We start from the raw sequence: 24,720 nt of genomic DNA, 5'->3' as shown, positions 1-24,720 counted from the left end.
TGCCCCATATTCTGCTGTCATCACCCGCGAAGGCGGGTGATCCAGTACGCCGCGGCCTATCGATGTCACACGATCGTCTCTGGAATACTGGATCGCCCGGTCAAGCCGGGCGATGACAGCGATGTGTGTGGCTGACGCTAATGACCAGCCCGCACAACCCCTCCGCCGAAGACTCCCTCATCGCGCGCTATTTCAAGCCGCTGGCGACTGATCCCGGCGCGCTGGGGCTGGTGGACGATGCCGCCATCCTGCAGGCGCTCGGCAGCGACATCGTCGTCACCACCGACGCGGTGGTCGAGGGCGTGCATTATCTTGCCGCCGATCCGCCCGATACCATCGCGCGCAAGGCGCTGCGGGTGAACCTGTCCGATCTCGCCGCCAAGGGGGCCGCGCCGGCCGGCTTCGTGCTGACACTGGCGCTGCGTAGCAAGGAAGACGCCTGGCTCAGGCCGTTCGCGGACGCGCTCGGCGAGGATGCGAAAACCTTCGCCTGTCCGCTGCTCGGCGGCGACACGGTGTCGACGCCGGGGCCGCAGATGATCTCGATTACCGCCTTTGGCCGCGTGCCGCAGGGGCGGATGGTCGGCCGCACCGGCGCGAAGCCGGGCGACCGTATCCTGGTCACGGGAACGATCGGCGACGCCGCGCTTGGCCTCGACGTGCTCAAGGGCGGCGCGGTAGCGGCTGCGCTGGCCTCCGATCCGCACGCGCGCGAGACGCTGATCTCGCGCTATCGCGTGCCGCAGCCGCGCAACGCTCTCGCGCAGGCCGTGCGTGACCATGCGACGGCTGCGATGGATGTCTCCGACGGCCTGGCCGGAGACCTGACCAAGCTCTGTGCGGCGTCAGGCGTCTCGGCCACGATCGACGTGACGAGCGTGCCGCTCTCGGCCGCTGCGGCCGGCCTGATCGCGGGCAACGTCGTTTCCGTCGAGACGCTGCTTGCCGGGGGTGACGATTACGAGGTGCTGTGCACCGTTCCGCCGGCGCAAAGCGACACCCTGATTGCCTTGGGGCGGGCGGCAGGCCTTGCCGTCACGGCCATCGGCACGATCGTCGCGGGCCATGAGCGGCCGCGCTTCCTGGACGGGCAGGGCCAGGAGCTGGTCTTGAAGCGGCTGTCCTACAGCCACTTCTAGGAATTGCTCCAAACCCGCGTCCGGGCTCCCAAGACCGGCTAAATACCTGCCGAGATCGGCTTTTCGGCCTTATCTGGCGTTGCACCCTCAATTTGATTTTGGCAAGGTCGTGACCGACTAGGGCCGCGCCTTCGGGCAAGGGGCGGCCCTTTTCAAATCAAGGCGCCGCACCGCACGACGGAAAAACAAAAGGCGCCGGGGGTACGTTCATCAAGGATCTGAGGCAAAAAATCACATGACAGCATTATGGTTGATTGTGCTCTGCGGAGTGCTTTCCGTCGTCTACGCGATCTGGGCGACGTCTTCGGTTTTGAGCGCGGATGCGGGGTCTCCGCGAATGCAGGAAATCGCGGCAGCGGTGCGCGAAGGCGCACAGGCCTACCTGCGGCGTCAATACACCACGATCGGCATGGTCGGCATCGTCATCTTCGTGCTGCTCGCCTATTTCCTGGGGCTCTATGTCGCGATCGGTTTTGCCATCGGCGCGATCCTGTCGGGGGCGGCCGGCTTCATCGGCATGAACGTCTCGGTCCGCGCCAATGTGCGCACCGCGCAGGCGGCGACGACGTCGCTCGCGGGTGGTCTCGAGCTTGCCTTCAAGGCGGGCGCCATCACCGGCATGCTGGTGGCGGGCCTCGCGCTGCTCGGCGTGACCCTCTATTTCGGCTTCCTGGTCCATTCGCTGAAGCTTGCGCCTGACAGCCGCGTCGTCATCGACGCCATGGTGGCGCTCGGCTTCGGCGCCTCGCTGATCTCGATCTTCGCCCGTCTCGGCGGCGGCATCTTCACGAAGGGTGCGGACGTCGGCGGCGACCTCGTCGGCAAGGTCGAGGCCGGCATTCCCGAGGACGATCCGCGCAACCCGGCCACCATCGCCGACAATGTCGGCGACAATGTCGGCGACTGCGCCGGCATGGCCGCCGACCTGTTCGAGACCTATGCGGTGACCGCGGTTGCCACCATGGTCCTGGCGGCGATCTTCTTCGCCAAGACGCCGATCCTGGCCGACATGATGACGTTGCCGCTCGCCATCGGCGGCATCTGCATCATCACCTCGATCATCGGCACCTTCTTCGTGAAGCTCGGGCCGAGCCAGTCGATCATGGGCGCCCTGTACAAGGGTCTGATCGCAACCGGCGTCCTGTCGCTGGTCGGCATCGCCGGCGTGATCTATTACCTGATCGGCTTCGGCAAGCTCGCCGGCGTCGATTACACCGGCATGGCGCTGTTCGAATGCGGCGTGGTCGGCCTCGCCGTCACCGCGCTGATCATCTGGATCACCGAATACTACACCGGCACCGACTATCGTCCCGTCAAGTCGATCGCCCAGGCCTCGGTGACCGGCCACGGCACCAACGTGATCCAGGGCCTCGCCATCTCGATGGAGTCGACTGCGCTGCCCGCGATCGTCATCATCGCCGGCATCCTGGTCACCCACAGCCTCGCCGGCCTGTTCGGCATCGCGATCGCGACCGCCACGATGCTGGCGCTCGCCGGGATGGTCGTCGCGCTCGACGCGTTCGGTCCGGTGACCGACAACGCCGGCGGCATTGCCGAGATGGCCGGCCTGCCGAAGGAGGTTCGCAAGTCGACCGACGCGCTCGATGCGGTCGGCAACACCACCAAGGCGGTGACCAAGGGCTACGCGATCGGCTCCGCCGGTCTCGGCGCCCTGGTGCTGTTCGCGGCCTACAACGAGGATCTCAAGTTCTTCATTGCGGACTCCGCGCACCACGCCTACTTCGCCGGCGTCAAACCGGACTTCTCGCTCAACAACCCCTACGTCGTGGTGGGCCTGTTGTTCGGCGGTCTCTTGCCCTACCTGTTCGGCGCGATGGGCATGACCGCCGTGGGCCGCGCGGCGAGCGCGATCGTCGAGGAGGTCCGCCGACAATTCCGCGAGAAGCCGGGCATCATGCAAGGCACCGACAAGCCGGATTACGGTAAGGCAGTCGATCTTTTGACGAAGGCGGCGATCAAGGAAATGATCATCCCCTCGCTGCTTCCGGTGCTGTCACCGATCTTCGTCTACTTCGTGATCTATGCAATCGCGGGGGGCGGGGCGGCCGGCAAGTCGGCGGCGTTCTCGGCCGTCGGCGCGATGCTGCTCGGCGTGATCGTGACGGGCCTGTTCGTCGCGATCTCCATGACCTCGGGCGGCGGCGCCTGGGACAACGCCAAGAAGTACATCGAAGACGGTCATTTCGGCGGCAAGGGCAGTGACGCGCACAAGGCGGCCGTCACCGGTGACACCGTCGGCGATCCTTACAAGGACACGGCCGGCCCGGCGGTGAACCCGATGATCAAGATCACCAACATCGTGGCCTTGCTGCTGCTGGCGATCCTGGCGCACTGAGGTAGACGTTGCTGAACGAAGACCCCGCGGCGCAGGCCTGCGGGGTCTTTCTTTGCGTGCGTGGTGCCAGGGGGCGGTGCATCATCTGAACATGAAACCCGCCCGGCGGGACGTGAAACTGCAACAATCCGATCATCAGAGCGATCCATCGATGCCGAGGGCGTAAGCGGCGCGGAAATGTGCATCCTAGGCGTGCGCGCATTTAGGGTTGCTTAACCGGCCGAGCTCTAGAAATACGCGAGATTGTCGGCGGCGTTTTAGCGAGTTCCGCAGCACGCGTCGGGATGCTCCGCGCGAGGCGGCCTCTCGATATGTTCAGGGGTTCGCTGCTTGCCGCCCGCACGAGGGAGGTTTCCGTTGCCTGCACGGCCTGTGAACGAGATTGAGCGGGCATTGATGGCGCATCCGGGCGTGGCGGATGCTTTCTTCAGCGCCGAGCCTGGCCACGGTGGTCAGTCCGAGGTCGCTTTCGTCGCAATTGCCCCCGATCGTCTGAGCGCCGGCAAGGCGAAGCGTCTCCAGGCCGAGACGGATCGCAGAGTTGCGCAATGGCGTCGGGCTTTCGATCAAGCGTATCGCCGTGACGCCGACGGTGTTGTGCCGTCATTCGTCGGTTGGACCAGCAACTTCACCAACAGGCCCATTCCCGAACCCGACATGGTCGATTGGCTGGATCATACGGTCCTGCAAATTCGTGCTCTTGGTGCAAGGCGGGTATTGGAGATCGGATGCGGCGTCGGCTTGCTTGTCGAAAAGCTCGCGCCTGGCTGCGAGGTATATTGCGGGACCGACCTCTCGCCGGTAGCCGTTCAGCGGCTGCGTGCGTTCGCGCAGTCGGAGCCCGAGCTTCGGCATGTCGAATTTCTAGAGCGGGAAGCCGCCGATTTGAGCGGCTTGCCGCTGAATTCGTTCGATGCAGTGGTGCTCAATTCGGTCGTGCAATACTTTCCCGGCATCGAATACCTGCACACAGTCTTGGAGCATGCCGCATGCCTGGTAGCTCCTGGGGGGCACATCTTCGTCGGCGACGTTCGTAACCTCGAGCTCCTGCCGGTCTTCCATCGCGAAGTTCAATCCGCGAAAGTTTCGGGAGCCAGGGATGCCGGGCTCGCGCGAAAGATCTTCCTGTCGATCGCCCAGGAGCGCGAGTTGGTGATCGACCCCCGCTATTTTCACGGCATTTCCGGATCCATCCCGCGGATATCGGGTGCGGAAATCCTGCTCAAGCGCGGATCAAGCTACGAGCTGACCCGCTATCGCTATGACGTGGTGCTGCGTGTCGATCCCGAAGCTGCTTCAGCTGGCAGCGAGAACAGCAGCCTCGTGCCGGACATGAAGCACGGGGCAAGTGAGGGCAGGCCGCTGGCGACCGATCCGATGGCCGCCGCGTTCCTTCAGCATCTCGGCATGGAGCTCGGGGACATGTTGCAGGCCCAGGTTCCGGAGGCGAAATTGCCCGCGGCCGTGATCGCGCTCAACCAGCGAGATTTTGCCGAGATCGTGCAGGCCTCGTCGAGCGCGCCGGGCGATCCCGGCGACAATGAAATGATCGAGGCGTCGGTATGACCGCCCATAATCTGGCGCTGCGTTTCGAAGAGGCCGTTGCGTCCTCGCCGGACGCTGTCGCTCTGTTCTGCGAAGGCGACAGGTTTGCCTTTTCGGAGCTCAACCGGTTGGCAAACCGGTTGGCGCGCTGGTTGGCATCGCGGGGCGTCAACAAGGGCGCCGTGGTGTGCCTCGAATTGCCGAAAATCGTCGAGGCCTATGCGCTCGCGATCGCCTGCATCAAGATCGGAGCACCCTATGCGTTCCTCGATCCTGCGGCTCCCGACGAACGTGCCTGGCTGATGCTGGAGCGATGCCGGCCCGCGCTGATCGTCAGCGTGCGCGATGGATCTGGACCGCGGACATTGATCGGCGATGCGAGTGCCCGAGCTGCCTTGCATCATGCCGCGTCGCAGTTTGAAGATGACAATTTACAGCTGACATCCCTGATCACCGGGGCCGATCCGGCCTATGTCATGTTCACCTCGGGATCGACTGGCGAACCGAAGGGGGTGGTCATCCCCCATCAAGGGGTGCTTCACCTGATCGCCTGGGCGAAGAACGATCTTGGAATTGGACCCGGTGACCGGCTGACGAATGTCAACCCGATCTATTTCGACAATTCGGTCTTTGACATCTATGCCGGCTTGCTGAACGGAGCGGCGGTTGTCGCGCTGGACGCGCTGAAGGGGCGGCCCCCCGCAGAGCTGGTGTCGGAGATCACCAAGCATCAGTGCACATTCTTCTTCGCCGTGCCGACCCTCTTCATGTTCCTGGACTCCATGCATCTTCTGAGCCCGGATTGGCTGCCGAGCATCAGCCGGTTCATGTTCGGCGGTGAGGGGTTTCCGCTGGCCCGGCTTCGCCGCTTCCACGACGCGTTTGCTGGCAAGGCGAAGCTGATCAATTGCTACGGTCCGACCGAGACGAGCTGCATTTGTAGCGGTTTCGAGATCGTCGAATCCGTTTTTGAGACCAAGGACGGATTGGCCCCCCTGGGGCGGCTCAACCCCAATTTCAGCTACCGGATCCTGGATGAAGAGATGAAGCCGGTGCCCGCGGGCACCGCCGGCGAGTTGTGGCTGGGAGGCCCTGGGGTAGGGCTCGGCTACATCAACAACCCGCAAGAGACGGCCCGCCGTTTCTGTCAGGATCCTCTGATCGACGGCTATCGGTCGATCCTCTATCGGAGCGGCGACCTCGTGGAGGCCGACCTTGAAACTGGCGTCCTGCGTTTTCGCGGTCGCGCGGATAATCAGGTCAAGCTTCGGGGGTATCGGGTCGAGCTGGAGGAGATCGACCACGCACTGATGGCGTGCAGGGGAATAACCCGTGCGCTTGCCGTGGTGCAGCACGACGCCAGTGGTGCCAGTCGGCTGCTGGCCGCGTATTCGGGTGCGAGAATGGCAGAGACCGATCTGCGCCTGCACTGCGCGGCGCACCTTCCCGCCTACATGGTGCCGGGCCGGTTCATCTGGATGGAAGACATTCCCATCAATCCCAATGGCAAGGCGGACCGCCGCTCGGTGGCGTCGCTGCTTGGCGAAGCTGTTGCAAGGGCCTCGTAGATGCAACAGCTCGTCGTGATCGCGCGCGTTGTCCGATGAGTGTTGAAAGCCAGTCCTACGGCTACGCGCCATCGGGTCCTCTTGAGAAGCCGTCGTGGCGGTTGATCCCCAGGATCGATCAGGACCCGAGGCTCGTGGCGGGGGTCCAGGACATCGGTGGCCGCGTGCTGCTCTGCTGCGCGGTCGGATTGCTCGCAGTTCTGTTTCGGCAGATAGGTATCGATTTTACAGCGGCGGGACTCGCGCTGATATGCGCCTATGCCGGCCGGTACCGGCGCGTCCTGATCCTGCTCGCAACCTTGCTGCTGCTCTATCGCAGCGGGTTCCTGATCGACCGCGGTTTTCTCGAACGGCTGGCGGTCGACGAAGGCGTCGGCGACCGGATCCATCAGCCGCTGCTGGAAGCGGCAATGCTGGTCGTCGTGGTTGCGCTGTTCGCGGGCCTGCTGATCATGCAAGGAGCAGGGACGATCGTTTTCCGGCGCCCGACGCTCAGCCTGTTGCTGGCGTTCCTGGCACTCGTCGCGCTGACGCAGGCCACGGTGATGGCCGGCCTGCCGCGCGTCTTACTGTGGTCGTTCCTGATGACGGTCCAACCCTATTTGTGGTTCCTTGCCTATGGTCTGGCCGATGCGGGCAGGAAGCGATCTCCGGTGTGGCGGCATCTGAGCGTTTTCCACCCATTCTGGGGATCGTCGCTGACGCCGTTCGGGAAGGGGCTGTCTTATCTCGACCGCTTCGAGGCCAAGACACCCGAGGAGCTTGCTGAAACGCAGCTCAAGGGCGTCAAGCTTGCGGTCTGGATCCTTGTGCTCGCCATCGTCAGGATCTGTCTCGTCGAGCTGGTCCACGCGCGTTTGCAGCTTCCAATGTTCGACGACAACCTGCTGCAATATCTCGCGGGCCATCCCTGGTCGCGTTTCGTCGGATGGGCGAGCCTCGTCAGCTTCTTCGCCGAGGACCTGCTGAGCATGACGGTGTTCGGCGGCGTCATCATTGCCACGGCGCGGCTTGCCGGCTTTCGCCTGCTGCGCAACACCTACCGGCCTCTGGAGTCAACGACGCTCGCGGAATTCTGGAACCGCTACTACTTCTATTACAAGGAACTGCTCGTCGATCATTTCTTCTACCCGACCTTTGTTCGCTGCCTCCGCAGCCATCGCCGCCTTCGCATGTTCTTCGCCACCTTTGCCGCGGCTTGTGTCGGCAACCTGCTGTTTCACTTCATCCGCGATATTCATTTCGTCGGCGAAATGGGCCTTTGGCGGGCCGTGGTCGGTCAGCAATCGCACGCGTTCTACACGTTTGTCCTTGCCATCAGCGTCGGGCTCTCGCAGATGCGCCGCGCCCCACGGGCGCCGCAAGGATGGCTGCGTGGCCGCTTGCTGCCTTGCGTGTGGGTGTCGAGCTTCTTTTGTCTCATTCACGTCTTCGATGCGCCGCTCGACCGCGAGCATTCGCTCGGGCAACGCGCCGAATTCCTGTTCTATCTCCTGGGAGTCTCGACATGACCACGAAAGCCGGCCCTGAAGTCAGATCGCAGATGCGACGCTACATCGTGCAGCGGCTGCTGATGAAGGGCGACAGCGCGCCGCTTGGTGACGATGATCTGTTGTTCACCAGCGGCCGCCTCGATTCGCTCGACGCGGTCGAGCTGATCATGAGCATTGAGACCGACCACGGGATCAATTTCTCCGACATCGGCTTCGATTTGACGCGCCTGGACTCGATTTCGGCGATTGCTGCTTTGGTAGGACAGCCGTCGGCCGAGCTTGCATAGCAACCGATGTGTCGCCACGCGCTCAACCCGAAAGCGCGTCGCGGCGATGCATGTTGGGCCGCCTCCGCGGATGCGAAGGCTACTGCACGTCCATCTGCAGCCCTTCCTTCTGGATGATGCCGGCGAACTTCTTCGTCTCGGCGTCCACGAAGGCGGCAAACTGGTCGGGCGTGCCGTAGTCGGCGCGGGCGCCCATGGCGGTGATGTTCTTCTTGATGTCGTCGCGCTCGAGCATCGCCTTGACCTGGAGATTGAGCGCGTTGAGCACCTCGGGTGAGACGCCTTTCGGCAGGAACACGGAAAACCAGGATGACACGTCGAAAGCCGCAAGCTCCGGCGCGCTCTCACGCATGGTCGGCAGGTTCGGCGCCAGGTCGCTGCGCTCCGTCGTGGTGACGCAGAGGCCGGTGAGGGTGCCGTTCTGCACCTGGGGAAGGCTCGGATAGAGATTGTCGAACAGGATCTGGATGTCGCCGGCGAGCGCCGCCTGGAGCGCGGGACCGGCGCCGCGGAACGGGATGTGCGTCATCTTCAGGCCGGTGAGCTGCAGGAACCAGGCGCCGGTGAGGTGAGGGCTCTGGCCGACGCCGGAGGAGGCGTAGCTGAGCTTGTCCGGATTGGCCTTGAGATAGGCGACCAGCTCGGCGATCGACTTGATGCCGGTCTTGGGATGCGCCGAGACGATGTTCGGGATCCGGATCATGTTGGAGACCGGTTGGAGCTGGTCCGGCTTGTAGGTGAGGTTCTTGAAAATGCTGTAGGCGATCGCGTTCGGACCGGGATTGCCGATCAGGATGGTGTGGCCGTCCGGCTTGGCGCGGACCACCTCGGCCGTGCCGATCGTGCCGCCGCCGCCGGAGCGGTTTTCCACCACGGCCGATTGGCCCCAGGCGGTCTGCAGATGCGCGGCCAGAAGCCGACCCATTACATCGGTCGAACCGCCGGCGGCCGCCGGCACGACGAGGCGGACGTTTTCGGTGGGCTTCCAGTCCGCCAGACTCGATCGCGGCAGGATCGCTGCGGCTGAGATAGCGGCAGCACCGGTGAGCACGCGACGGCGGGACAGCAATTTATTGGGCACGAATCCACTCCCTGCATCTTGTTTTGCAGAGAGCGTATGGAACAGGACGCGCAACGGCAAGCCGCACGAAGCCGCAGGCTGAAGGCTCAGTTAAAGCTGAGCAGCTTGAAGATCGGCGCGAGGTAGCTCATCTCCTGGCCCGACGTCGGCGTGGTCCGGCTGATGAAGTCGAAGATCTTGCCGTCCTGCAGGCCGTAATTCGCAAGGCGGCGCACGCGCCGGTTCTTGTCGAAATAGACCGCGATGACGCGCTGATCGACCACCTTCTGGTTCATGAAGGCGACCATGCGCTCCGAGCGCTGCGAGATGTAATAGAACACTTCGCCGTCCAGGGTTGCCACGGTGGAGGGGGTGCCCATCACGATCAGCACCTGGTCCTGGCTCGCGCCGATCGGAATCTGCTCCAGCGCGCCGGGCGGCAGGATATAACCCTTCTGGAACTGCTCGCCGGTACAGCCCGCAAGCGCAGCGCCAACCAGGGCCGCGGCCGCGAACAGGCGCAAACCGCGCCAACGTGCATGAAGGCCGCGCCGCTTGTCTGCACGCAGGCTGGTCTGGTTCGTTATCGTCATAGCGGAACTGATTCCGTCCCCTTGCGTCGCGCGAGGCGCTGAAGTACCGGGCGGAGGCTCTGAATGCAACACGCGCGCGCCCGCTTGCGGAAACCACAATGCTTTGGCCGTTCAATCACTTCAGGAAACCCCGCCTAGCCTCGCCGGGCACCATTGAAGCCATCTATGGCATGATCGTGACGCAGGCGCGAGAACCCATATTTTACCGCGACTTGGGCGTGCCGGATACCGTTAACGGGCGTTTCGATCTGTTGCTGCTTCACCTCTGGCTGCTGCTGCGCCGCCTGCGCACGGTCCAGAGCGCCACCGAGCTGTCGCAGGCGCTGTTCGACCGCTTCTGCGAGGACATGGACGACAATCTGCGCGAGATGGGGATAGGGGACCAGACCGTGCCGAAGCGGATGCGGGCCTTCGGCGAGGCCTTTTACGGGCGGGTCCAAGCCTACGATCAGGGTATGGACGGCAGCGGCGAGGCGCTGGCATCGGCGATCTGCAAGAATATCTTGAACGGGGCCGGCATGGACCAGGCGCAGCGGCTCGCGGCCTATGCCAGGGCCGCCGAGGCCGACCTCGCCCGGACCGGCGAGGCCGCATTGTTGGCCGCGTCCTTCAAGTTTCCTCCAGCGCTTCCTGAGGATGTCACGCCATGACCCGACCGATACCAGCATCCGGGCCCGATCCCTGGCGGGTGCCCGTCATCGTTGCACAGATCCCGGATACCGGCCTGCATCGCAAGCTCGAGGCCTCGGCCGCCGAGCGGCAGGCCATGGCTGAGACGGCAGGCTTGCGCGAGGTTGTCTCGGTCCAGGCCGATTTCGATGTCGTGCCGAAAAGCGGCAACCGGATCCAGGTCACGGGGCACGTCCGCGCCCGGATCGGCCAGACCTGTGTGGTCACGCTTGACCCGATGGAGAGCGACATCGACGAGGAGGTGGACCTGATATTTGCCCCCGAGGCCGAGGTCCGCCGCCTGGCCGAGCTGATGGAGGAGGGGCACGACGATCAGGAGCAGGTCGCCGACCCGCCGGAGGCGATCGTCAATGGCATTATCGACCTCGGCCGGCTCGCCACCGACGCCCTGTTCCTGGCGGTCGACCCCTATCCGCGGAAGCCGGGGGTCGTGTTTGAGCCCGAGGTCACCGCCCCCGATCCGGAGGACCATCCCTTTGCGGTCCTGAAGGCACTCCAGGACAAGAAGAAAGACCAATAGCTGCCGTCCTACCCGGAGGACCGCTTTGCTACGGGGCGCGAGGTGTTTGCGGTGGTGGTTTGAAAGTTCGAATTATCTGTTTGATTTTGATGTGTTTCTCGTGAATTAGTCCGTCCGCGGCCCGATGCTCCCGAATGCAAAAGGCTGGGGGCAAGAGGTTGTTTCGGGATAACAAAACGCTATTGTCGCGCCCCGGTCCGGGTGCGGCGTGGCGCTTGACCGACCGCCATGTTCGTGGCGAACCCATTTGCGGCCCCGCTCGTTCAAGACCGCACCAGACCAGGTTTCCAGGACTTTTATGCCAAGCAAGGTTCGCATCGCGCTTGACGCCATGGGGGGCGACGCCGGCGCCGCCGTGGTCATTCCAGGCGCCGCCATCTCGCTCGCTAGGCATCGCGAGATCGAATTCCTGCTGATCGGGGACCGCGCCAAGATCGAGCCCGAGCTCGACCGCCACCCCGCGCTGAAGGCGGCCTCGAAGATCGTCCATACCGATGTCGCGGTCAGCGGGGAGGACAAGCCGAGCCAGGCGCTGCGGCGCGGCCGCAGGACCTCCTCCATGTGGCTTGCCATCGATGCGGTGAAAAAGGGCGAGGCGGATGTTGCGGTCTCCGCCGGGAATACCGGCGCGCTGATGGCGATGTCGCGCTTCCACCTGCGCACGCTGCCGGGCGTCGACCGTCCGGCCATTGCCGGCATGTGGCCGACCAGGCGCGGCGATTCCGTCGTCCTCGACCTCGGCGCCAGCATCGGCGGCGATACGCATCATCTGGTGTCGCTCGCCATCATGGGCGCAGCGATGGCCAGCGTGCTGTTCAACAAGAAGCGTCCCACGGTCGGCCTGCTCAATATCGGGGTCGAGGAGATCAAGGGGCACGAGGAGATTCGCGAGGCCGGCGAAATCCTGCGCGCCAGGAACCTGCCCGAGCTCGACTATCTCGGGTTCGTGGAGGGCGACGGCATCGGCAAGGGGGTGGCGGACGTCATCGTCACCGAGGGCTACAGCGGCAACATCGCGCTGAAGGCCGCGGAGGGAACCGCACGGCAGATGGCGGAATTGCTCCGGGACGAGATGAAGCGGAGCTGGCTCTCAAAGCTCGGCTATCTCTTTGCGCGCAACGCCTTCCAGGCCCTGCGCAACAAGATGGATCCGAACAAATCCAACGGCGGCGTGTTGCTGGGGTTGAACGGAATCGTGGTCAAGAGCCATGGCGGAATCGCTGCCGAAGGCTTTGCCTATGCGATCGATGTTGGCTATGAGATGGTCAAATTCGATCTCCTCAACAAGATCAATCAGATGCTCAATCGCGAAGGTGGTGCACTCAGTTCCGTGCAGGCCGCGCAGGAGGCTGTTTCGTGACTCAAATTCGTTCGGTCGTGCTGGGCTGCGGCTCTTATTTGCCGGAGCAGGTGGTGACCAACGCCCAACTGGCGGCGCGCATTGACACGTCCGATGAGTGGATCGTGCAGCGCACCGGCATTCGCGAGCGGCACATCGCGGCCGAGGGCGAGTTCACATCGCATCTGGCGCTCAAGGCGGCGCAGGCTGCGCTCGCCGATGCCGGCGTGGACGCGCAGTCGATCGACCTGATCGTGCTCGCGACCTCGACCCCGGACAACACCTTCCCCGCGAGCGCGGTCGCCGTGCAGCACGGGCTCGGCATCAACCATGGCGCCGCCTTCGACCTTCAGGCGGTGTGCTCGGGGTTCGTGTTCGGGCTCGCCACCGCCGATAATTTCCTGCGCACGGGCGCCTTCAAGCGCGCGCTGGTGATCGGCGCGGAAACCTTCTCGCGCATCCTCGACTGGACCGATCGCGGCACCTGCGTGCTGTTCGGCGACGGCGCCGGCGCCGTGGTGCTGGAGGCGCAGGAGCAGCCGGGCAATGCCGCAACCGACCGCGGGATCGTGACCACGCATCTGCGCTCGGACGGCCGCCACAAGGCGAAGCTGTTCGTCGACGGCGGCCCGTCCTCGACCCAGACCGTCGGCCATCTGCGCATGGAGGGCCGCGAGGTCTTCAAGCACGCGGTCGGCATGATCACCGACGTGATCGTCGACGCCTTCAAGGCGACCGGGCTCAATGCCGACAGCATCGACTGGTTCGTGCCGCACCAGGCCAACAAGCGAATCATCGACGCGTCCGCGCACAAGCTCCATATCGCGCCGGAGAAGGTGGTGCTGACGGTGGACCGTCACGGCAACACCTCGGCGGCCTCGATCCCGCTGGCGCTGTCGGTGGCGCGCAAGGACGGCCGCATCAAGCGTGGTGACCTGGTTCTGCTCGAAGCCATGGGCGGCGGCTTCACCTGGGGCTCCGCGCTGGTGCGCTGGTAAGCCACAGTCGATAAAATTTTGCCCGAATCAGATCGGATTATCGATGCGCCTGCATTGATGAGCGCTGTTGACCGCCGTATCGTAAGCTCATAATTTCAGACAACAATTGTTCGCCGTGATGTGGGGCAGGGCGATGACCGATCAAAGTAAAACCGTAACGCGTGTCGATCTGTGCGAGGCCGTCTACCAGAAGGTGGGGCTATCGCGCACGGAATCGTCCGCCTTCGTGGAACTCGTGCTGAAGGAGATCACCGATTGCCTTGAGAAAGGCGAGACGGTGAAACTGTCCTCGTTCGGCTCCTTCATGGTCCGCAAGAAGGGTCAGCGCATCGGTCGCAATCCCAAGACCGGCACCGAGGTGCCGATCTCGCCGCGCCGGGTCATGGTGTTCAAGCCGTCCGCGATCCTGAAGCAGCGGATCAACGGCCAGCACCGCACCAATGGCGACGCCAGCAAGGCGCAACCCGAGGCGTAATCCGCCCTCCGGATAAGGATTTGGCATTTGGACAAGGCGCCGGATGCGTTCCGAACCATCAGCGAAGTAGCGCAGGAACTCGACATTCCGCAGCACGTGCTGCGGTTCTGGGAGACGCGATTCTCCCAGATCAAGCCGATGAAGCGCAGCGGCGGCCGCCGCTATTACCGCCCGGACGACGTCGACCTGCTCAAGGGCATCCGCCGTCTGCTCTATGGGGAGGGCTACACCATCCGCGGGGTGCAGCGGATCCTGAAAGAACACGGCGTCAAATCAGTGCAGGGCCTCGCCGACAGCGCGGCCGCGGTCTCGTTCGGCGCCATCGAGGACGCCGTCGGTGCGAGCCTGATGGAGCCCGAGGAGGAGACCGGCGTCCGCGGCGCCCGCGACAGCGACGATGACGACTACCAGGGCGAGGAGGAGGAGGGCATCGACTTCCGCTTCTCCGAGACCGACGACGAGGAAATCCTCACCACCTTCCGCAAGGGCGGCACCCCCGCGCCCGCCGGCCCCAGCGCCATCGACCGGGAGCGCCTCGGACGGGTGCTCGCCGAACTGATCGCCTGCCGCGAGATGCTGGATCAGGCGCTGAAGGACGCCTGACACCGCATCTCCTCGGCTTTGGGGCAGTTCCGGTGCCTTTCAACGGTGACACCAAAATGGTGTGACCTCGCCTTGCGCAAACCGGCGATCCTAGCTAATGGAACGACGTTCGGAGCGTGGCGCAGCCCGGTTAGCGCACTAGTCTGGGAGACTAGGGGTCGGAGGTTCAAATCCTCTCGCTCCGACCATTTTTCTCAATAGTATCGGTGCCTCATATGTAGCCCCGCTTGGCGTCTGACGGGTCGAAGGATCATGTAGGCACCAGGTAGGCACTGGACGTCCATCAGATATGACCGTGCCCCCTCAACCAAAAATCTATCACATTCTGCATGAGGATCGACTGCCCAGTATTTTGAGCAGCGGCCAGATTCTTTGCCACGCGAATGTCATAGCATCCGGTTTGGCCGGCACGAATATCGGAATGAACGGGATCAAGCAGCGTAGATTGACGCTTCCTCTCACCTCTCGTCCCGGATTGATGGTGGGCGCTTGCGTGCCTTTTTACTTTTGTCCGCGATCAGTCATGCTGTACTTAATTCACAAAGGGAACCACCCGGAGTTGACGTACGCGGGCGGGCAGGGTCCAATCGTTCATCTTGAAGCAGACCTCCTCAATGTCGTTTCTTGGGCGAACGGAAATAGCGCACGATGGGCATTCGCGCTGTCGAATGCCGGGTCTCACTACTTTGAGGACCGCGCCGATTTGAGTAAGCTCAGTGATATCGACTGGAGTGCTGTTACCGCGCGGCAATGGGCCGGAAGCAGTGTCCCGGCGTCCGTGAAAGAAGGCAAGCAGGCGGAGTTCTTGCTTGAAACATACTTCCCATGGTCCCTAATCGAGAGGATCGGCGTTTTGTCTCAACCGATCGCGCAACGCGTCTCAAATAGTATGCGTAACGCATCTCACCGACCACCCGTGGTGATTCTGCCAGACTGGTACTACTAAGAGACACCGAAATGTTAAGGTTCACGACAGGCGACATCCTAACGGCCCCTGCCGAGGCGCTGGTGAATACTGTCAATTGCGTTGGGGTCATGGGGCGAGGCATCGCTCTACAGTTTAAAAAGGCATATCCGAAGAATTTCCAGCTCTATGAGGCCGCGTGTAACCGTGGAGAAGTCCAGCCAGGGCGGATGTTCGTCACTGAGACGGGAAAATTTTCGCCAAAGTACATCATCAACTTTCCAACGAAACGGCACTGGCGGAGCAGGAGCAGGATCGAAGATATCGAAAGTGGATTGGAGGCGTTGACGACAGAAATTCGCGAACGAAATATTCATTCGATTGCTGTGCCTCCGCTTGGTAGCGGACTTGGCGGTCTAGATTGGGCAGATGTCCGTCCCAAGATCGAAAAAGCGTTACAAGCAATTCCAAACACTGAGGTTATCGTTTTCGAACCGAGTGGTGCTCCCGAGGGTCAAAGAATCGTCTCGTCGAAGGACGTGCCCAACATGACGGCCGGGCGAGCGGCCCTTGTTGTACTGATGCATAGGTATCTTGCGGGACTTTTGGATCCCTTCGTGACATTATTAGAGCTGCACAAGCTGATGTTTTTTATGCAGGAGGCCGGACAGCCTCTGCGTCTGCGCTATACTAAGGCCGCGCGCGGTCCTTACGCAGAAAATCTAAGGCATGTTCTGAACGCAGTTGAAGGCCATTTGCTGGTTGGCTATGCGGACGGTGGTGATGCTCCTGATAAGCAACTGGAGCTTGTTCCCGGCGCCATTGAAGATGCGACCGCATTCCTCGCTGACGACAGGACAACGCGACAACGGTTTGATCGTGTTGCTGCGCTGGTCGACGGGTTTGAAAGTCCATTTGGTTTGGAGCTACTTGCCACGATTTATTGGGTTGTGAAACAGGAGGCTGCCTCGACGGCTTCTGAGGTCATCGAAAAGGTGTACTCTTGGAATGAAAGAAAACGCCGTTTCTCTCCGCGGCAAATTGAGTTGGCTTTGAATGCCCTCAGCAAAAACGGTTGGTTGCCGAAGCCGATACGATAATAGCGCGATATGCTCAGGGCATCTCTATTCTTTCTTGCCACTCCGTGAGACCGCGATCACCTAGGGCATCGCATAGCCATCCCACCGGTCAGTCAGTGCTTCGCGCGGCGGGGAGAGTGTTTAGCCAAGAAGCGATCTGCTGAAAGTGCTCATCTCCGCGGGTGTCTTTCTCTGCCGGGATTCATCTTCCGATTAGCGTTATATGACTGATCTTTTCTTTGGTGCATACGACCTCAAATACCCCACCACCATCCTTGTCGTCTCGTCCACCAGCGTCCTCACGATCTTCTCCGACAGCGTCTCGGCTTGGTTCAGCACCGTGTTGTGCGCGACGGCTTCGATTGCGCTGACGCAGATGAAGGTGGCCGCACTGATGCCGAAGCCGAAGGGGGACGCGCGTGCGATCATTCTGCGAGCGGTGGCTTAAGAGGAAGATGTGATCGTTGTCACAAAGAGCGCCGCCGCAATGGGGTCTGGCGCTGTCGATGCCCGCGCGGAAAGACCATGCGGCCTCCGGGGCGTTTCCTCGTTTTAGTCTTGGTTCGTCGTCTTGGTATCCGTAGTCTTGCGGGGCCTTAGGCGTGGCCCTTGATCTCGTAGTGACCCGGAACGCATTTGTAGCGATCGAGCCGCCAGTTGGCGTGGTAGATCGGATGCTCGCCCATCCATTTCGCCAGGGGTGCCTGTGCGCCGATCGCACACTGCATCATCGACATCTCGGGCGTCATGTTGCTGTCGGTCACGATTTCCTCGATGCAACTGCCTGAGCTGGCTGCACTCAGCCGGCAGAGCACGGCAACGACGGTCACGAACATTCCAGTCACCTCATCGGTAGTTTCTGACCACGAAGAGGATGCAAGCGGAGTGCCAGAGCCTGTGACGCAAACAACACGCTGGCCTGGCCGACTCGACCCAGCGTCCGGACTCCATTTGACAATTCGGATTGTGAAAAAATTGCCCCTAAACCGAAGCCGGGCAAATACGGGGAACCGGCTGGGGTGAGTCGCAGGGATGTCGAATTCCGGGGGCAGCGCCGCGCCGGGGGCGCTTCACAGGCCGCGCGCAGCCGGTAGGCTCGGAAGGACGTGGCCACCCGCCAAAAGAGTGGGGCCGCCACAAGGGATATGGAAACGCGAGGGCAGACCATGAAGGCACGACCGACCGGCGTGATTCCGCCGATGACGACGCCGTTCCGCAAGGATGGCGAGATCGACTACACGCTTGTGGCGCCCCAGGTCGACTGGATGATAGGCGCCGGCGCGCATGGCGTCGCGGCCGGCGGCTCGACCGGCGAGGGGCACACGCTGGATCACGAGGAATATCGCGACCTGATGGAAGCGACGGTCGCGGCGGTGAAGGGGCGCATTCCCGTGATCGCCGGCATCATCGTCGATTCCACGCGCGATGCGATCCGCCGCGGCAAGCTCGTGCGCGACATGAATGTCGCCGCGCTCCAGGTCACGCCGGTGCATTATCTGTTCAAGCCGGACGACGAGGCGATGGTCGCGCATTTCCGCGCCATGGCTGATGAGACCGGCATGCCCATCATCATCTACAACGTGGTGCCGTGGTCGTATCTGTCGCCGGCGCTGCTGACGCGGATCATGACCGAGGTGCCGCTGGTGGTCGGCGTCAAGCAGAGCGCAGGGGACCTGAAGCTGTTCGCGGACCTCATGATGATGGCGCCTGACAAGCTGATCTACAGCGCGGTCGATGCCCTGATGTATCCGTCCTACACATTGGGGGCCCATGGCTCGATCGCCGCGATCCTGACCGCGGCGCCGCACGCCTCGGTCGCGCTGTGGAATGCGGTGAAGGCGGGTGACCATCCGCGCGCGCTCGACCTGCACAAGAAGCTGCTGACGCTGTGGAACGCCGTCATCGCCGACAATCTGCCGGCCTGCACGCGCTATGCGCAGACGCTGCAGGGCCTGCCCAGGACTTATCCGCGCGCACCGATGCCGGAGGCATCGCCCGTGCAGCAGGCGGCGATCCGCAAGGCGTTGGATGGGCTCGGCGCGTTGAACGGGCGGCGCGTCGAGGCGGCCGAATAGTCCACGCCCCGAAATTCCTGATGAGCATGGCAGCGCCGATCCGCTTTTACCTGCGGATGCGGCGCTGCTACATTTTGCGCGCGCTCAGATGCGCGCGGCGCGAGCTGTGAAGAAACATACCGACAAGGGAGGGGCCGAAAGTCCCATGAAGGATTTTGCAGGAAAGATCGCCGTCATCACCGGCGGCGGCACGGGAATGGGACGTGAGCTCGCGCGGCAGCTCGTCGCCGAGGGCTGCAATGTCGCGATGTGCGACGTCTCGGAAGGCGCGATGGCCGAGACCAGGCGGCTGTGCGAGGTCGAGAAGCTGCCGCAGGGCCTGCGCGTCACGACCCATGTCGCCGACGTCTCGATCGAGGATCATCTGAAGCGATTCCGCGACGAGCTCGCCGAGCAGCAGAAGACCGACCGGATCCATCTTCTGTTCAACAACGCCGGCATCGGCGGCGGCGGCAGCCTGTTCACCAATACGCGCGAGCAGTGGGAGCGCACCTTCAACATCTGCTGGGGTGGCGTCTATCTCGGCGTCCGCACCTTCCTGCCGATGCTGGTCGCAGCCGACGAGGCCCACATCGTCAACACCGCGAGCGTCAACGGCTTCTGGGCCTCGATCGGCATGAACCAGTCCCACACCGCCTACAGCTCGGCGAAGTTCGCCGTGAAGGGATTTACCGAAGCGCTGATCAACGACCTCCGCCTGCACGCGCCGCACGTCAAATGCTCGGTGGTGATGCCCGGCCATATCGGCACCTCGATCGTCTCCAATTCGCGCAAGGTGCAGAGCGCCGACGGTTCGGAGCGGCTCAATGCCGACGAGGTCGCGCTGACCCGCAAGCGCATGGTGGCGGCCGGCGTGCCGGATGCCGACAAGATGTCGGACGAGGACATCCAGGCGGCGTTCACCGAGCGCGCCCGCAGCTTCCTCGAGGACGCGCCGACGACGGCGGCGCAGGCCGCCAGGATCATCCTCGACGGGGTCAAGGCGGAGCAATGGCGCATTCTCGTGGGCGAGGACGCAAAGCGCCTCGACGAGCGCGTGCGCGCCACGCCGGAGCAGGCCTACGACCGCGCCTTCTACGAAAGTTTCACGCAGGAGGTCGGCTGGCGGCTCGGCTGAGGCGGCCGCCGAGCGCGCGCCGATATAGGTATGATGCTCATCATGGCAAGAGGTGCGCAGGCAATTTCGCGTGCCACCTCTTGCCAGTTCGCGGTCGGCGTTTCCCGCCAGAGTTGGCCACTCATGACGAATTGGAGTGTCACGCATGCGACACATTCGTTCAAGCGATGGTGATGTCGAACGGCTCTCATTCGGCGCACGGCTGCTTGGTCAGGGAACCAAAATAGTTTAGTCAGTCATGTGTAAGGTGATGACCAGAGCGTAGCTCCCGATGATACCCGCATGCCTCTCCGACGACTGGACCCTTTGCCCGGAGCGAGAGGACATCTCCGCTGAGTTCACGCGGCTCCTGACCGCGGCCCAGGAGGGCGGCGCCACGATCGCGGAATGCCTGATGATCGCGCGGCAGCTGAAGCGGGGCGACGACCAGTCCTGGCATCGCGAGTGGAAGAACCTGGCGCAGGCCAATCGGCTTCGTGCCGAGGCCGCGTTCGCGGAAGGTCACAGGGCGACCGCGCAGCGCAACTGGCTCCGCGCCATGAATTACTACAGCGCGGCGGCGATGCCGCTCGATCAGGCGGACGAGCGCCGCTGGGTCGCAGTCCTCGCGATGCAGGATTGCGCCCGCCGCTTCCTCGCCGCGCGCGATCCGGCCGGCGAAATCATGACGATACCCTGGCTCGACGGCCATTCATTGCAGGGCTATTTCCTGCCCGCGCCGTCGGGACGCGTGCGAGCGCCGACCGTGATCTGCATCGGCGAGCCCGGCCACCGCAAGGAAGAGTTTCTGTTCAAGCTTGCGCCGCATGCGCGCGAGCGTGGCTTCTCGCTGCTGGCGCTGGACCTGTTCGGCGACCAGCGCGACGATTATCTCGACGCGCTGTTGCGGCGCCGGGACCTCGAGAGTGCAATTCCGTGCGTCATGGACTATCTGGAGACGTGCAGCGAGGTCGATTTCGAGCGCGTCGCGATCGTCGCCGATGGCTGGGGGTCGTCCTTCGTGGCGCGCGCGGTGTTGCAGGAGCCGCGGCTCGCCGCCGCCGTCTGTGATGGCGGCCTGTGGGACCTGCACGAGCGAGCCTTCTTTGCCAGCCGATTCGCGATGAGCGACGTCTCCATCGTTCCGGTGCCGCATGCTCCGCTGATGGCCTCCAGCGCCGACTGTCCGGTGCTGATCACGCTCGGTGAGGACGGCTGGCTCAAGGCCGATCGGGCGCGTCAGATCGTGCAGACGTCCCGGCTCGGCAGTTCGGATGTCATGTTGAAGGTATTCACCGCGGCCGAAACCGGCGCGGCGCAGGGCCATGCGGACAATCCGAGCCTTGCCAATGAATACATCTTCGATTGGCTCGAATCCCGGCTTGGCGCCGCGCGGCGCACCTGAGGACGTCGCCTCAGAAGTCGAGGGTCAGGCGGACGCAGGCCTTTTCGAGACGGGTCTTCAGCATCGCGAGCTTGGTGGTGAATTCCGTCAGCTCTTTCTCGTCGAACTCCTGGAAGACGAATTCCTTGATCGTCTTGTACTGCTCGTTGAGGCTCGCCAGGTGCTTCTGCGTCTTCTCGGTCAGGGACAGCCGCACCACCCGTGCGTCGGTCGGCGAGGGACGACGGCGCAACAGGCCCTTCTTCTCGAGCAGCTTGGACTGGGTGGTGACGAACGACGGGTCGACGTGGAGCAGTTTCGAGACGACGTTCACCGGAATGCCGTCGTCCTTGTCGAGGTCGGAGATCGCCATCAGGATCAGCCATTGCGGGCCGCTGATGCCGAGCGTTCTCGCCCAGAACTGACGCAGCTCCTCCAGATACATGTTGATCGACGATATCTCCCAGGTGAAGCGCCTGATGATATCCAGATTGCCGATGGTGCGGAGGCGCGCCCCTTCTTTCCTCGTCGCTGACACAGCGTCACTCCCGTGATCTGATTTGTATGCGGCCGGTGTCGTGCAAGCCATAGTCCACGCAAGCCTGCTCTGACGCAAGTGCAGAGCAGGGTAATTTTGTCACTAAAACTACAAAGATGATCAGCTCACGGAATCGCTTTGCCGGGGTGTTGCGCACGGGGCACAGGTTTAGTGAAACCACAAAGCTTATCAAATAAGGTATTTTGATTAGTGAACGGCGCAGGCATATTGCGTCGTGACGGTGGGGGGTACTCGATCGTCCCGTTGCAGCTGGTTCGCCCACGTCCCTCGCATCGAAAGCGGGTGTGTGCGCAAAGCGGCCGAGCGGATTTGAAAGACGGGGATCTGGGGGGCCTGACGGTCCGGTCTTCGTAACATGAGCAACTTGGAGGTTTTAATATGAAAGTGGTGAAGAGCCTTTTGCTCGGCACTGCGGCGGGTCTGATCGCCGTCAGTGGAGCCCAGGCGGCCGATCTTCCGGTCAAGGCCAAGGCGGTCGAGTACGTCAAGATCTGCTCCCTGTATGGAGCTGGATTCTACTACATGCCGGGCACCGATACCTGCATCAAGCTGGGCGGCTATCTGCGCGCTGACGCGATCCTCGGCGGTGCAGGCGACTATAACTTCCAGCAAGGCGCGAACGCGGGCTCGAACAACCGTCTGACCAACTACTATACCGGCCGCGCTCGTTTCGACTTCAACGTCGACACCCGCACAGCGACCGAGTATGGCGTGGTGCGAACCTACGCCGACGCGGTCTTCACCTACGATTCCGCGACGGTCACCGGCAGCAATCCCTCGACGTTCGCGACTGGCGGCGCCGCCTCGCTCGGCCTCTACCATGCGTTCATCCAGTTCGCTGGCTTCACGTTCGGCCGCACGGTCTCGATCTTCGACGCCCCGTGGCAGAGCTATCCGGCTGGCGGTCCCGACACCATTCCGGGCGGCAGCAACCATACCAACGGTGTGAACCAAGTTGCCTACACGGCCGACTTCGGCCAGGGCATCACCGCTTCGGTCGCGTTGCAGGATGAGACGTCTGCGAACAACGGTCAGTCGAACCTCTGGAACGTGTCCTCGGGTACGGCCGCTCAGTTCGTGACGGGCGTCTACGGTGCCAACTCCTGGGGTGGCACGCGTTCTCCTGACATCATCGGTCAGGTCCGCGTCGACCAGGCCTGGGGTCTGGCCCAGCTCTCGGTTGCCGCGCATGATCTCCATGCCGGCTACTACGGCGCCACGGAAGTTACCGGTCATCCCTCCGACAAGTGGGGTTGGGCTGTGCAGGGCGCTTTGTCGATCAAGAACATCCCGACCGGCGCGGGCGACAACATCAACCTGCAGGCCGTCTACACCGACGGTGCGACCCGTTACAACTTCCAGAGCCTGTTTCCGCAGAGCTTCTTCATGTTCAGCGGTAGCGACACCGCGTATCAGAGCACCGGTTTCGCCGGTCTTTCCGACGGTGTCTTCGGTGCCGGTACCGGCATCGATACCGTCAAGACCTGGGGCTTGCGTGGTGGCTATACCCACAACTGGAGCCCGAACTGGGCGAGCGCCGTCTACGGTGGCTATGCCCAGCTGAAGTACGGCACTGCCGGCAAGGGCCTGATCTGCGGCAACTTCGCTGCAATCGCGCTCGCGGGTGCGACCTGTAATCCGGACTTCAACTTCGCGGTCGTCGGTGTCAACACCGTGTGGACTCCGGTCAAGAACCTGGCGTTCACTGCCGACCTGAGCTGGTCGCGTCTGGACCAGAAGTACTCCGGCTCCATTGCGAGCCCGGGCATTGCCACCGCTGCGAAACCGGCGGCCGTGTACGAGCTGAAGGACCAGAACTCGGTCAGCATGCTGCTGCGCGCCCAGCGCAACTTCTAACATCGGTCTCGCGGATCGATCAGAGAACCCCGGCGGGAAACCGCCGGGGCTTTTTTACAAGAGGGGCGTTCGGAAAATCCGGCAGCCCGTGCGGGCAGCGAAGACGAGCCATGCGATTCGATCTGGCTCAAACTTATTTACTTACCTGAGTTACTAAGCTATATAACTCCCAGCCGATGACGAAAGTTGCGGCTCTGACTTGATGCTAAACCTCCAGAAACCTCCGGCAATGCCCTGCCGGAGGTTTTTCGTTTTGGGACATGGCTCTAGGACATGGCTCCAGGCTATCACTCTAGCCGCGCATGACGCGCGCGCGCGAGTTCGGCCGGTAGGCGAGGCGGCTGTGGCCGGCGCAATAGGACTGGCCGTCGGGTGCGGAGTTGCCGCAGAAGCAGAAATCGTCCGCGCCAGGCGTCGAGATCGGCCAGCGGCAGCGGTTCTCGGCAAGCTCCAGCAGCGAGCAGCGATTGGCGTCGTCGATCGGACCGGCGACCATCGGCGCACCGGTCTCGCCATAGATCGTGGCGAGCATTTCGTATTGCAGCCGCGGCACCGTCCGCGACGTGCGCGAAGGCGCGGAGCCCCTGTCCTGAACCTTGCGGTCGTCGATGGTCCGGCCGCGCGTCAGATTGAGGCGGGACAGCTTGCCGATCACGGCATTGCGGCTGACGCCGATGTCGGCGGCGATCTCGCGGCAGGAGAGGCCGGCCTCGAAGTGCTGCCTCAGCAGTTCGATGCGTTCGTCGGTCCAGGTGGGTGAGAGAACAGGCATGTGTAACGGTCCCAGGTTGCAGATGTCGGCCATCCGCCTCTCGAGATCCGTCCGCCTCACGTTCGGCGCGCGCTCACGTCCTGCCATTGTCGCGAATCGACAAAAGTCCGTCCTTGATGGCGAGACGGATACCTTCCTCGATCAAGGTACGTGCGACGCCGGGAACGCTGGTGCCGTGGGTGCCCTGTCTCACCAGCTTCTCCAGATAGGTGATGGTCGAGAGCGCCAAGGTTACGGGAATGCGGTCAGTCTCGGCTTTTTCGGTGGCCATGCCTAAACGCTAGCCTCATACGCAGGTACATAAAAGTTACGATTAAGACTCTATTTA

Annotated in this window: 25 protein-coding genes and 1 tRNA gene; 20 read left to right on the top strand and 6 right to left on the bottom strand. The window is 62.9% G+C overall.

The window, feature by feature from the left end; genetic code table 11:
• Window positions 1-140: 140 nt before the first annotated feature.
• From thiL to AC0L2F_RS07510, 6 genes are all read left to right on the top strand, one after another.
• The gene (gene thiL, locus AC0L2F_RS07535; RefSeq protein ID WP_473247993.1) at window positions 141-1,139 is read left to right on the top strand and encodes a thiamine-phosphate kinase; all 999 of its coding nucleotides are present in this window, start codon (window positions 141-143) and stop codon (window positions 1,137-1,139) included.
• 235 nt (window positions 1,140-1,374) lie between these two features.
• Window positions 1,375-3,495, top strand: a complete 2,121-nt coding sequence (locus AC0L2F_RS07530) for a sodium-translocating pyrophosphatase (RefSeq protein ID WP_007611089.1) — start codon at window positions 1,375-1,377, stop codon at window positions 3,493-3,495.
• A 357-nt stretch (window positions 3,496-3,852) separates the two neighbouring features.
• A complete protein-coding gene (locus tag AC0L2F_RS07525; RefSeq protein WP_473247992.1) occupies window positions 3,853-5,061 on the top strand; it encodes a class I SAM-dependent methyltransferase in 1,209 nt (402 codons plus the stop codon).
• Window positions 5,058-6,608, top strand: coding sequence for an amino acid adenylation domain-containing protein (locus AC0L2F_RS07520; protein ID WP_473247991.1), 1,551 nt, complete (start codon window positions 5,058-5,060; stop codon window positions 6,606-6,608). Before AC0L2F_RS07525 ends, AC0L2F_RS07520 begins: the two co-directional genes overlap by 4 nt.
• Window positions 6,609-6,643: 35 nt before the next feature.
• Window positions 6,644-8,119 (top strand): hypothetical protein, encoded by a 1,476-nt coding sequence (locus AC0L2F_RS07515; protein WP_473247990.1) that lies wholly within the window; start codon window positions 6,644-6,646, stop codon window positions 8,117-8,119.
• A complete protein-coding gene (locus tag AC0L2F_RS07510; protein WP_007603436.1) occupies window positions 8,116-8,388 on the top strand; it encodes an acyl carrier protein in 273 nt (90 codons plus the stop codon). Before AC0L2F_RS07515 ends, AC0L2F_RS07510 begins: the two co-directional genes overlap by 4 nt.
• Before the next feature lie 79 nt (window positions 8,389-8,467).
• Here the strand turns inward: AC0L2F_RS07510 and AC0L2F_RS07505 are convergent, their stop codons facing one another.
• Both AC0L2F_RS07505 and AC0L2F_RS07500 read right to left on the bottom strand, forming a co-directional pair.
• Window positions 8,468-9,469: a Bug family tripartite tricarboxylate transporter substrate binding protein gene (locus tag AC0L2F_RS07505; RefSeq protein WP_007611084.1), complete on the bottom strand. Its 1,002-nt coding sequence runs from the start codon at window positions 9,467-9,469 to the stop codon at window positions 8,468-8,470.
• Window positions 9,470-9,555: 86 nt separating this feature from the next.
• A complete protein-coding gene (locus AC0L2F_RS07500) occupies window positions 9,556-10,041 on the bottom strand; it encodes an outer membrane protein assembly factor BamE (protein WP_007611081.1) in 486 nt (161 codons plus the stop codon).
• Window positions 10,042-10,139: 98 nt separating this feature from the next.
• Here AC0L2F_RS07500 and AC0L2F_RS07495 point away from each other — a divergent pair, with 98 nt between their 5' ends.
• From AC0L2F_RS07495 to AC0L2F_RS07450, 10 genes are all read left to right on the top strand, one after another.
• On the top strand, window positions 10,140-10,691 hold the full coding sequence (locus AC0L2F_RS07495) for a ubiquinol-cytochrome C chaperone family protein (protein WP_007611080.1): 552 nt from the start codon (window positions 10,140-10,142) through the stop codon (window positions 10,689-10,691).
• On the top strand, window positions 10,688-11,251 hold the full coding sequence (locus AC0L2F_RS07490) for a YceD family protein (RefSeq protein ID WP_007611079.1): 564 nt from the start codon (window positions 10,688-10,690) through the stop codon (window positions 11,249-11,251). The genes AC0L2F_RS07495 and AC0L2F_RS07490 overlap by 4 nt, the downstream gene beginning before the upstream one ends.
• 298 nt (window positions 11,252-11,549) lie before the next feature.
• Window positions 11,550-12,611, top strand: a complete 1,062-nt coding sequence (gene plsX / locus AC0L2F_RS07485; protein ID WP_473247989.1) for a phosphate acyltransferase PlsX — start codon at window positions 11,550-11,552, stop codon at window positions 12,609-12,611.
• Window positions 12,608-13,588: a beta-ketoacyl-ACP synthase III gene (locus AC0L2F_RS07480; protein ID WP_473247988.1), complete on the top strand. Its 981-nt coding sequence runs from the start codon at window positions 12,608-12,610 to the stop codon at window positions 13,586-13,588. Before plsX ends, AC0L2F_RS07480 begins: the two co-directional genes overlap by 4 nt.
• A 133-nt stretch (window positions 13,589-13,721) precedes the next feature.
• A complete protein-coding gene (locus tag AC0L2F_RS07475; protein WP_179950105.1) occupies window positions 13,722-14,063 on the top strand; it encodes an integration host factor subunit alpha in 342 nt (113 codons plus the stop codon).
• A gap of 27 nt (window positions 14,064-14,090) precedes the next feature.
• Entirely contained in the window at window positions 14,091-14,666 is a 576-nt protein-coding gene (locus AC0L2F_RS07470) for a MerR family transcriptional regulator (RefSeq protein ID WP_063996100.1), read from the top strand.
• Between the two features lie 110 nt (window positions 14,667-14,776).
• Window positions 14,777-14,854: transfer RNA gene (locus tag AC0L2F_RS07465), tRNA-Pro, on the top strand.
• Between the two features lie 101 nt (window positions 14,855-14,955).
• On the top strand, window positions 14,956-15,612 hold the full coding sequence (gene darT / locus AC0L2F_RS07460) for a type II toxin-antitoxin system toxin DNA ADP-ribosyl transferase DarT (RefSeq protein ID WP_473247987.1): 657 nt from the start codon (window positions 14,956-14,958) through the stop codon (window positions 15,610-15,612).
• A gap of 11 nt (window positions 15,613-15,623) precedes the next feature.
• Window positions 15,624-16,670: a type II toxin-antitoxin system antitoxin DNA ADP-ribosyl glycohydrolase DarG gene (darG, locus tag AC0L2F_RS07455; RefSeq protein WP_473247986.1), complete on the top strand. Its 1,047-nt coding sequence runs from the start codon at window positions 15,624-15,626 to the stop codon at window positions 16,668-16,670.
• 202 nt (window positions 16,671-16,872) lie between these two features.
• Complete coding sequence (locus AC0L2F_RS07450; RefSeq protein WP_473247985.1) at window positions 16,873-17,097, top strand: hypothetical protein; 225 nt, start codon at window positions 16,873-16,875, stop codon at window positions 17,095-17,097.
• A gap of 148 nt (window positions 17,098-17,245) precedes the next feature.
• Here AC0L2F_RS07450 and AC0L2F_RS07445 read toward each other — a convergent pair whose 3' ends face one another.
• Window positions 17,246-17,485 (bottom strand): hypothetical protein, encoded by a 240-nt coding sequence (locus tag AC0L2F_RS07445; protein WP_007611067.1) that lies wholly within the window; start codon window positions 17,483-17,485, stop codon window positions 17,246-17,248.
• A 330-nt stretch (window positions 17,486-17,815) separates the two neighbouring features.
• On the opposite strand from AC0L2F_RS07445, the gene AC0L2F_RS07440 reads away from it, so the two are divergent.
• The 3 genes from AC0L2F_RS07440 to AC0L2F_RS07430 all read left to right on the top strand — a co-directional run bounded on the left by AC0L2F_RS07440 (window position 17,816) and on the right by AC0L2F_RS07430 (window position 21,225).
• The gene (locus AC0L2F_RS07440; RefSeq protein ID WP_473247984.1) at window positions 17,816-18,724 is read left to right on the top strand and encodes a dihydrodipicolinate synthase family protein; all 909 of its coding nucleotides are present in this window, start codon (window positions 17,816-17,818) and stop codon (window positions 18,722-18,724) included.
• A gap of 145 nt (window positions 18,725-18,869) precedes the next feature.
• Window positions 18,870-19,841 carry an SDR family NAD(P)-dependent oxidoreductase gene (locus AC0L2F_RS07435; protein ID WP_473247983.1) on the top strand — a complete coding sequence of 324 codons (972 nt, stop codon included), beginning with the start codon at window positions 18,870-18,872 and terminating at the stop codon, window positions 19,839-19,841.
• A 271-nt stretch (window positions 19,842-20,112) separates the two neighbouring features.
• Window positions 20,113-21,225, top strand: a complete 1,113-nt coding sequence (locus AC0L2F_RS07430) for an alpha/beta hydrolase family protein (protein ID WP_473247982.1) — start codon at window positions 20,113-20,115, stop codon at window positions 21,223-21,225.
• 10 nt (window positions 21,226-21,235) lie between these two features.
• On the opposite strand, the gene AC0L2F_RS07425 is transcribed toward AC0L2F_RS07430, so the two are convergent.
• Window positions 21,236-21,742, bottom strand: coding sequence for a MarR family winged helix-turn-helix transcriptional regulator (locus tag AC0L2F_RS07425; protein WP_007611061.1), 507 nt, complete (start codon window positions 21,740-21,742; stop codon window positions 21,236-21,238).
• Window positions 21,743-22,141: 399 nt separating this feature from the next.
• On the opposite strand from AC0L2F_RS07425, the gene AC0L2F_RS07420 reads away from it, so the two are divergent.
• On the top strand, window positions 22,142-23,620 hold the full coding sequence (locus AC0L2F_RS07420) for a porin (protein WP_007611060.1): 1,479 nt from the start codon (window positions 22,142-22,144) through the stop codon (window positions 23,618-23,620).
• A gap of 292 nt (window positions 23,621-23,912) precedes the next feature.
• Here AC0L2F_RS07420 and AC0L2F_RS07415 read toward each other — a convergent pair whose 3' ends face one another.
• Window positions 23,913-24,392 (bottom strand): GcrA family cell cycle regulator, encoded by a 480-nt coding sequence (locus AC0L2F_RS07415; RefSeq protein ID WP_035974168.1) that lies wholly within the window; start codon window positions 24,390-24,392, stop codon window positions 23,913-23,915.
• 73 nt (window positions 24,393-24,465) lie between these two features.
• Window positions 24,466-24,663, bottom strand: coding sequence for a hypothetical protein (locus tag AC0L2F_RS07410; protein ID WP_007603456.1), 198 nt, complete (start codon window positions 24,661-24,663; stop codon window positions 24,466-24,468).
• Between the last annotated feature and the right edge of the window lie 57 nt (window positions 24,664-24,720).

The organism is Bradyrhizobium sp. Ken64 (assembly GCF_055807555.1).
The sequence above is the reverse complement of the archived record's forward strand: the minus strand, read 5'-3'. Positions and strand labels throughout refer to the sequence as shown.

What these genes read in the sequence shown, in the direction of transcription:
- thiL (WP_473247993.1), top strand. Translation starts at nt 141, where the DNA reads ATGACCAGCCCGCACAACCCCTCCGCCGAAGACTCCCTCATCGCGCGC.
- AC0L2F_RS07530 (WP_007611089.1), top strand. Translation starts at nt 1,375, where the DNA reads ATGACAGCATTATGGTTGATTGTGCTCTGCGGAGTGCTTTCCGTCGTC.
- AC0L2F_RS07520 (WP_473247991.1), top strand. Translation starts at nt 5,058, where the DNA reads ATGACCGCCCATAATCTGGCGCTGCGTTTCGAAGAGGCCGTTGCGTCC.
- AC0L2F_RS07515 (WP_473247990.1), top strand. Translation starts at nt 6,644, where the DNA reads ATGAGTGTTGAAAGCCAGTCCTACGGCTACGCGCCATCGGGTCCTCTT.
- AC0L2F_RS07510 (WP_007603436.1), top strand. Translation starts at nt 8,116, where the DNA reads ATGACCACGAAAGCCGGCCCTGAAGTCAGATCGCAGATGCGACGCTAC.
- AC0L2F_RS07500 (WP_007611081.1), bottom strand. Translation starts at nt 10,041, where the DNA reads ATGACGATAACGAACCAGACCAGCCTGCGTGCAGACAAGCGGCGCGGC.
- AC0L2F_RS07495 (WP_007611080.1), top strand. Translation starts at nt 10,140, where the DNA reads ATGCTTTGGCCGTTCAATCACTTCAGGAAACCCCGCCTAGCCTCGCCG.
- AC0L2F_RS07490 (WP_007611079.1), top strand. Translation starts at nt 10,688, where the DNA reads ATGACCCGACCGATACCAGCATCCGGGCCCGATCCCTGGCGGGTGCCC.
- plsX (WP_473247989.1), top strand. Translation starts at nt 11,550, where the DNA reads ATGCCAAGCAAGGTTCGCATCGCGCTTGACGCCATGGGGGGCGACGCC.
- AC0L2F_RS07475 (WP_179950105.1), top strand. Translation starts at nt 13,722, where the DNA reads ATGACCGATCAAAGTAAAACCGTAACGCGTGTCGATCTGTGCGAGGCC.
- darT (WP_473247987.1), top strand. Translation starts at nt 14,956, where the DNA reads ATGACCGTGCCCCCTCAACCAAAAATCTATCACATTCTGCATGAGGAT.
- darG (WP_473247986.1), top strand. Translation starts at nt 15,624, where the DNA reads ATGTTAAGGTTCACGACAGGCGACATCCTAACGGCCCCTGCCGAGGCG.
- AC0L2F_RS07450 (WP_473247985.1), top strand. Translation starts at nt 16,873, where the DNA reads ATGACTGATCTTTTCTTTGGTGCATACGACCTCAAATACCCCACCACC.
- AC0L2F_RS07445 (WP_007611067.1), bottom strand. Translation starts at nt 17,485, where the DNA reads ATGTTCGTGACCGTCGTTGCCGTGCTCTGCCGGCTGAGTGCAGCCAGC.
- AC0L2F_RS07440 (WP_473247984.1), top strand. Translation starts at nt 17,816, where the DNA reads ATGAAGGCACGACCGACCGGCGTGATTCCGCCGATGACGACGCCGTTC.
- AC0L2F_RS07435 (WP_473247983.1), top strand. Translation starts at nt 18,870, where the DNA reads ATGAAGGATTTTGCAGGAAAGATCGCCGTCATCACCGGCGGCGGCACG.
- AC0L2F_RS07430 (WP_473247982.1), top strand. Translation starts at nt 20,113, where the DNA reads ATGATACCCGCATGCCTCTCCGACGACTGGACCCTTTGCCCGGAGCGA.
- AC0L2F_RS07420 (WP_007611060.1), top strand. Translation starts at nt 22,142, where the DNA reads ATGAAAGTGGTGAAGAGCCTTTTGCTCGGCACTGCGGCGGGTCTGATC.
- AC0L2F_RS07415 (WP_035974168.1), bottom strand. Translation starts at nt 24,392, where the DNA reads ATGCCTGTTCTCTCACCCACCTGGACCGACGAACGCATCGAACTGCTG.
- AC0L2F_RS07410 (WP_007603456.1), bottom strand. Translation starts at nt 24,663, where the DNA reads ATGGCCACCGAAAAAGCCGAGACTGACCGCATTCCCGTAACCTTGGCG.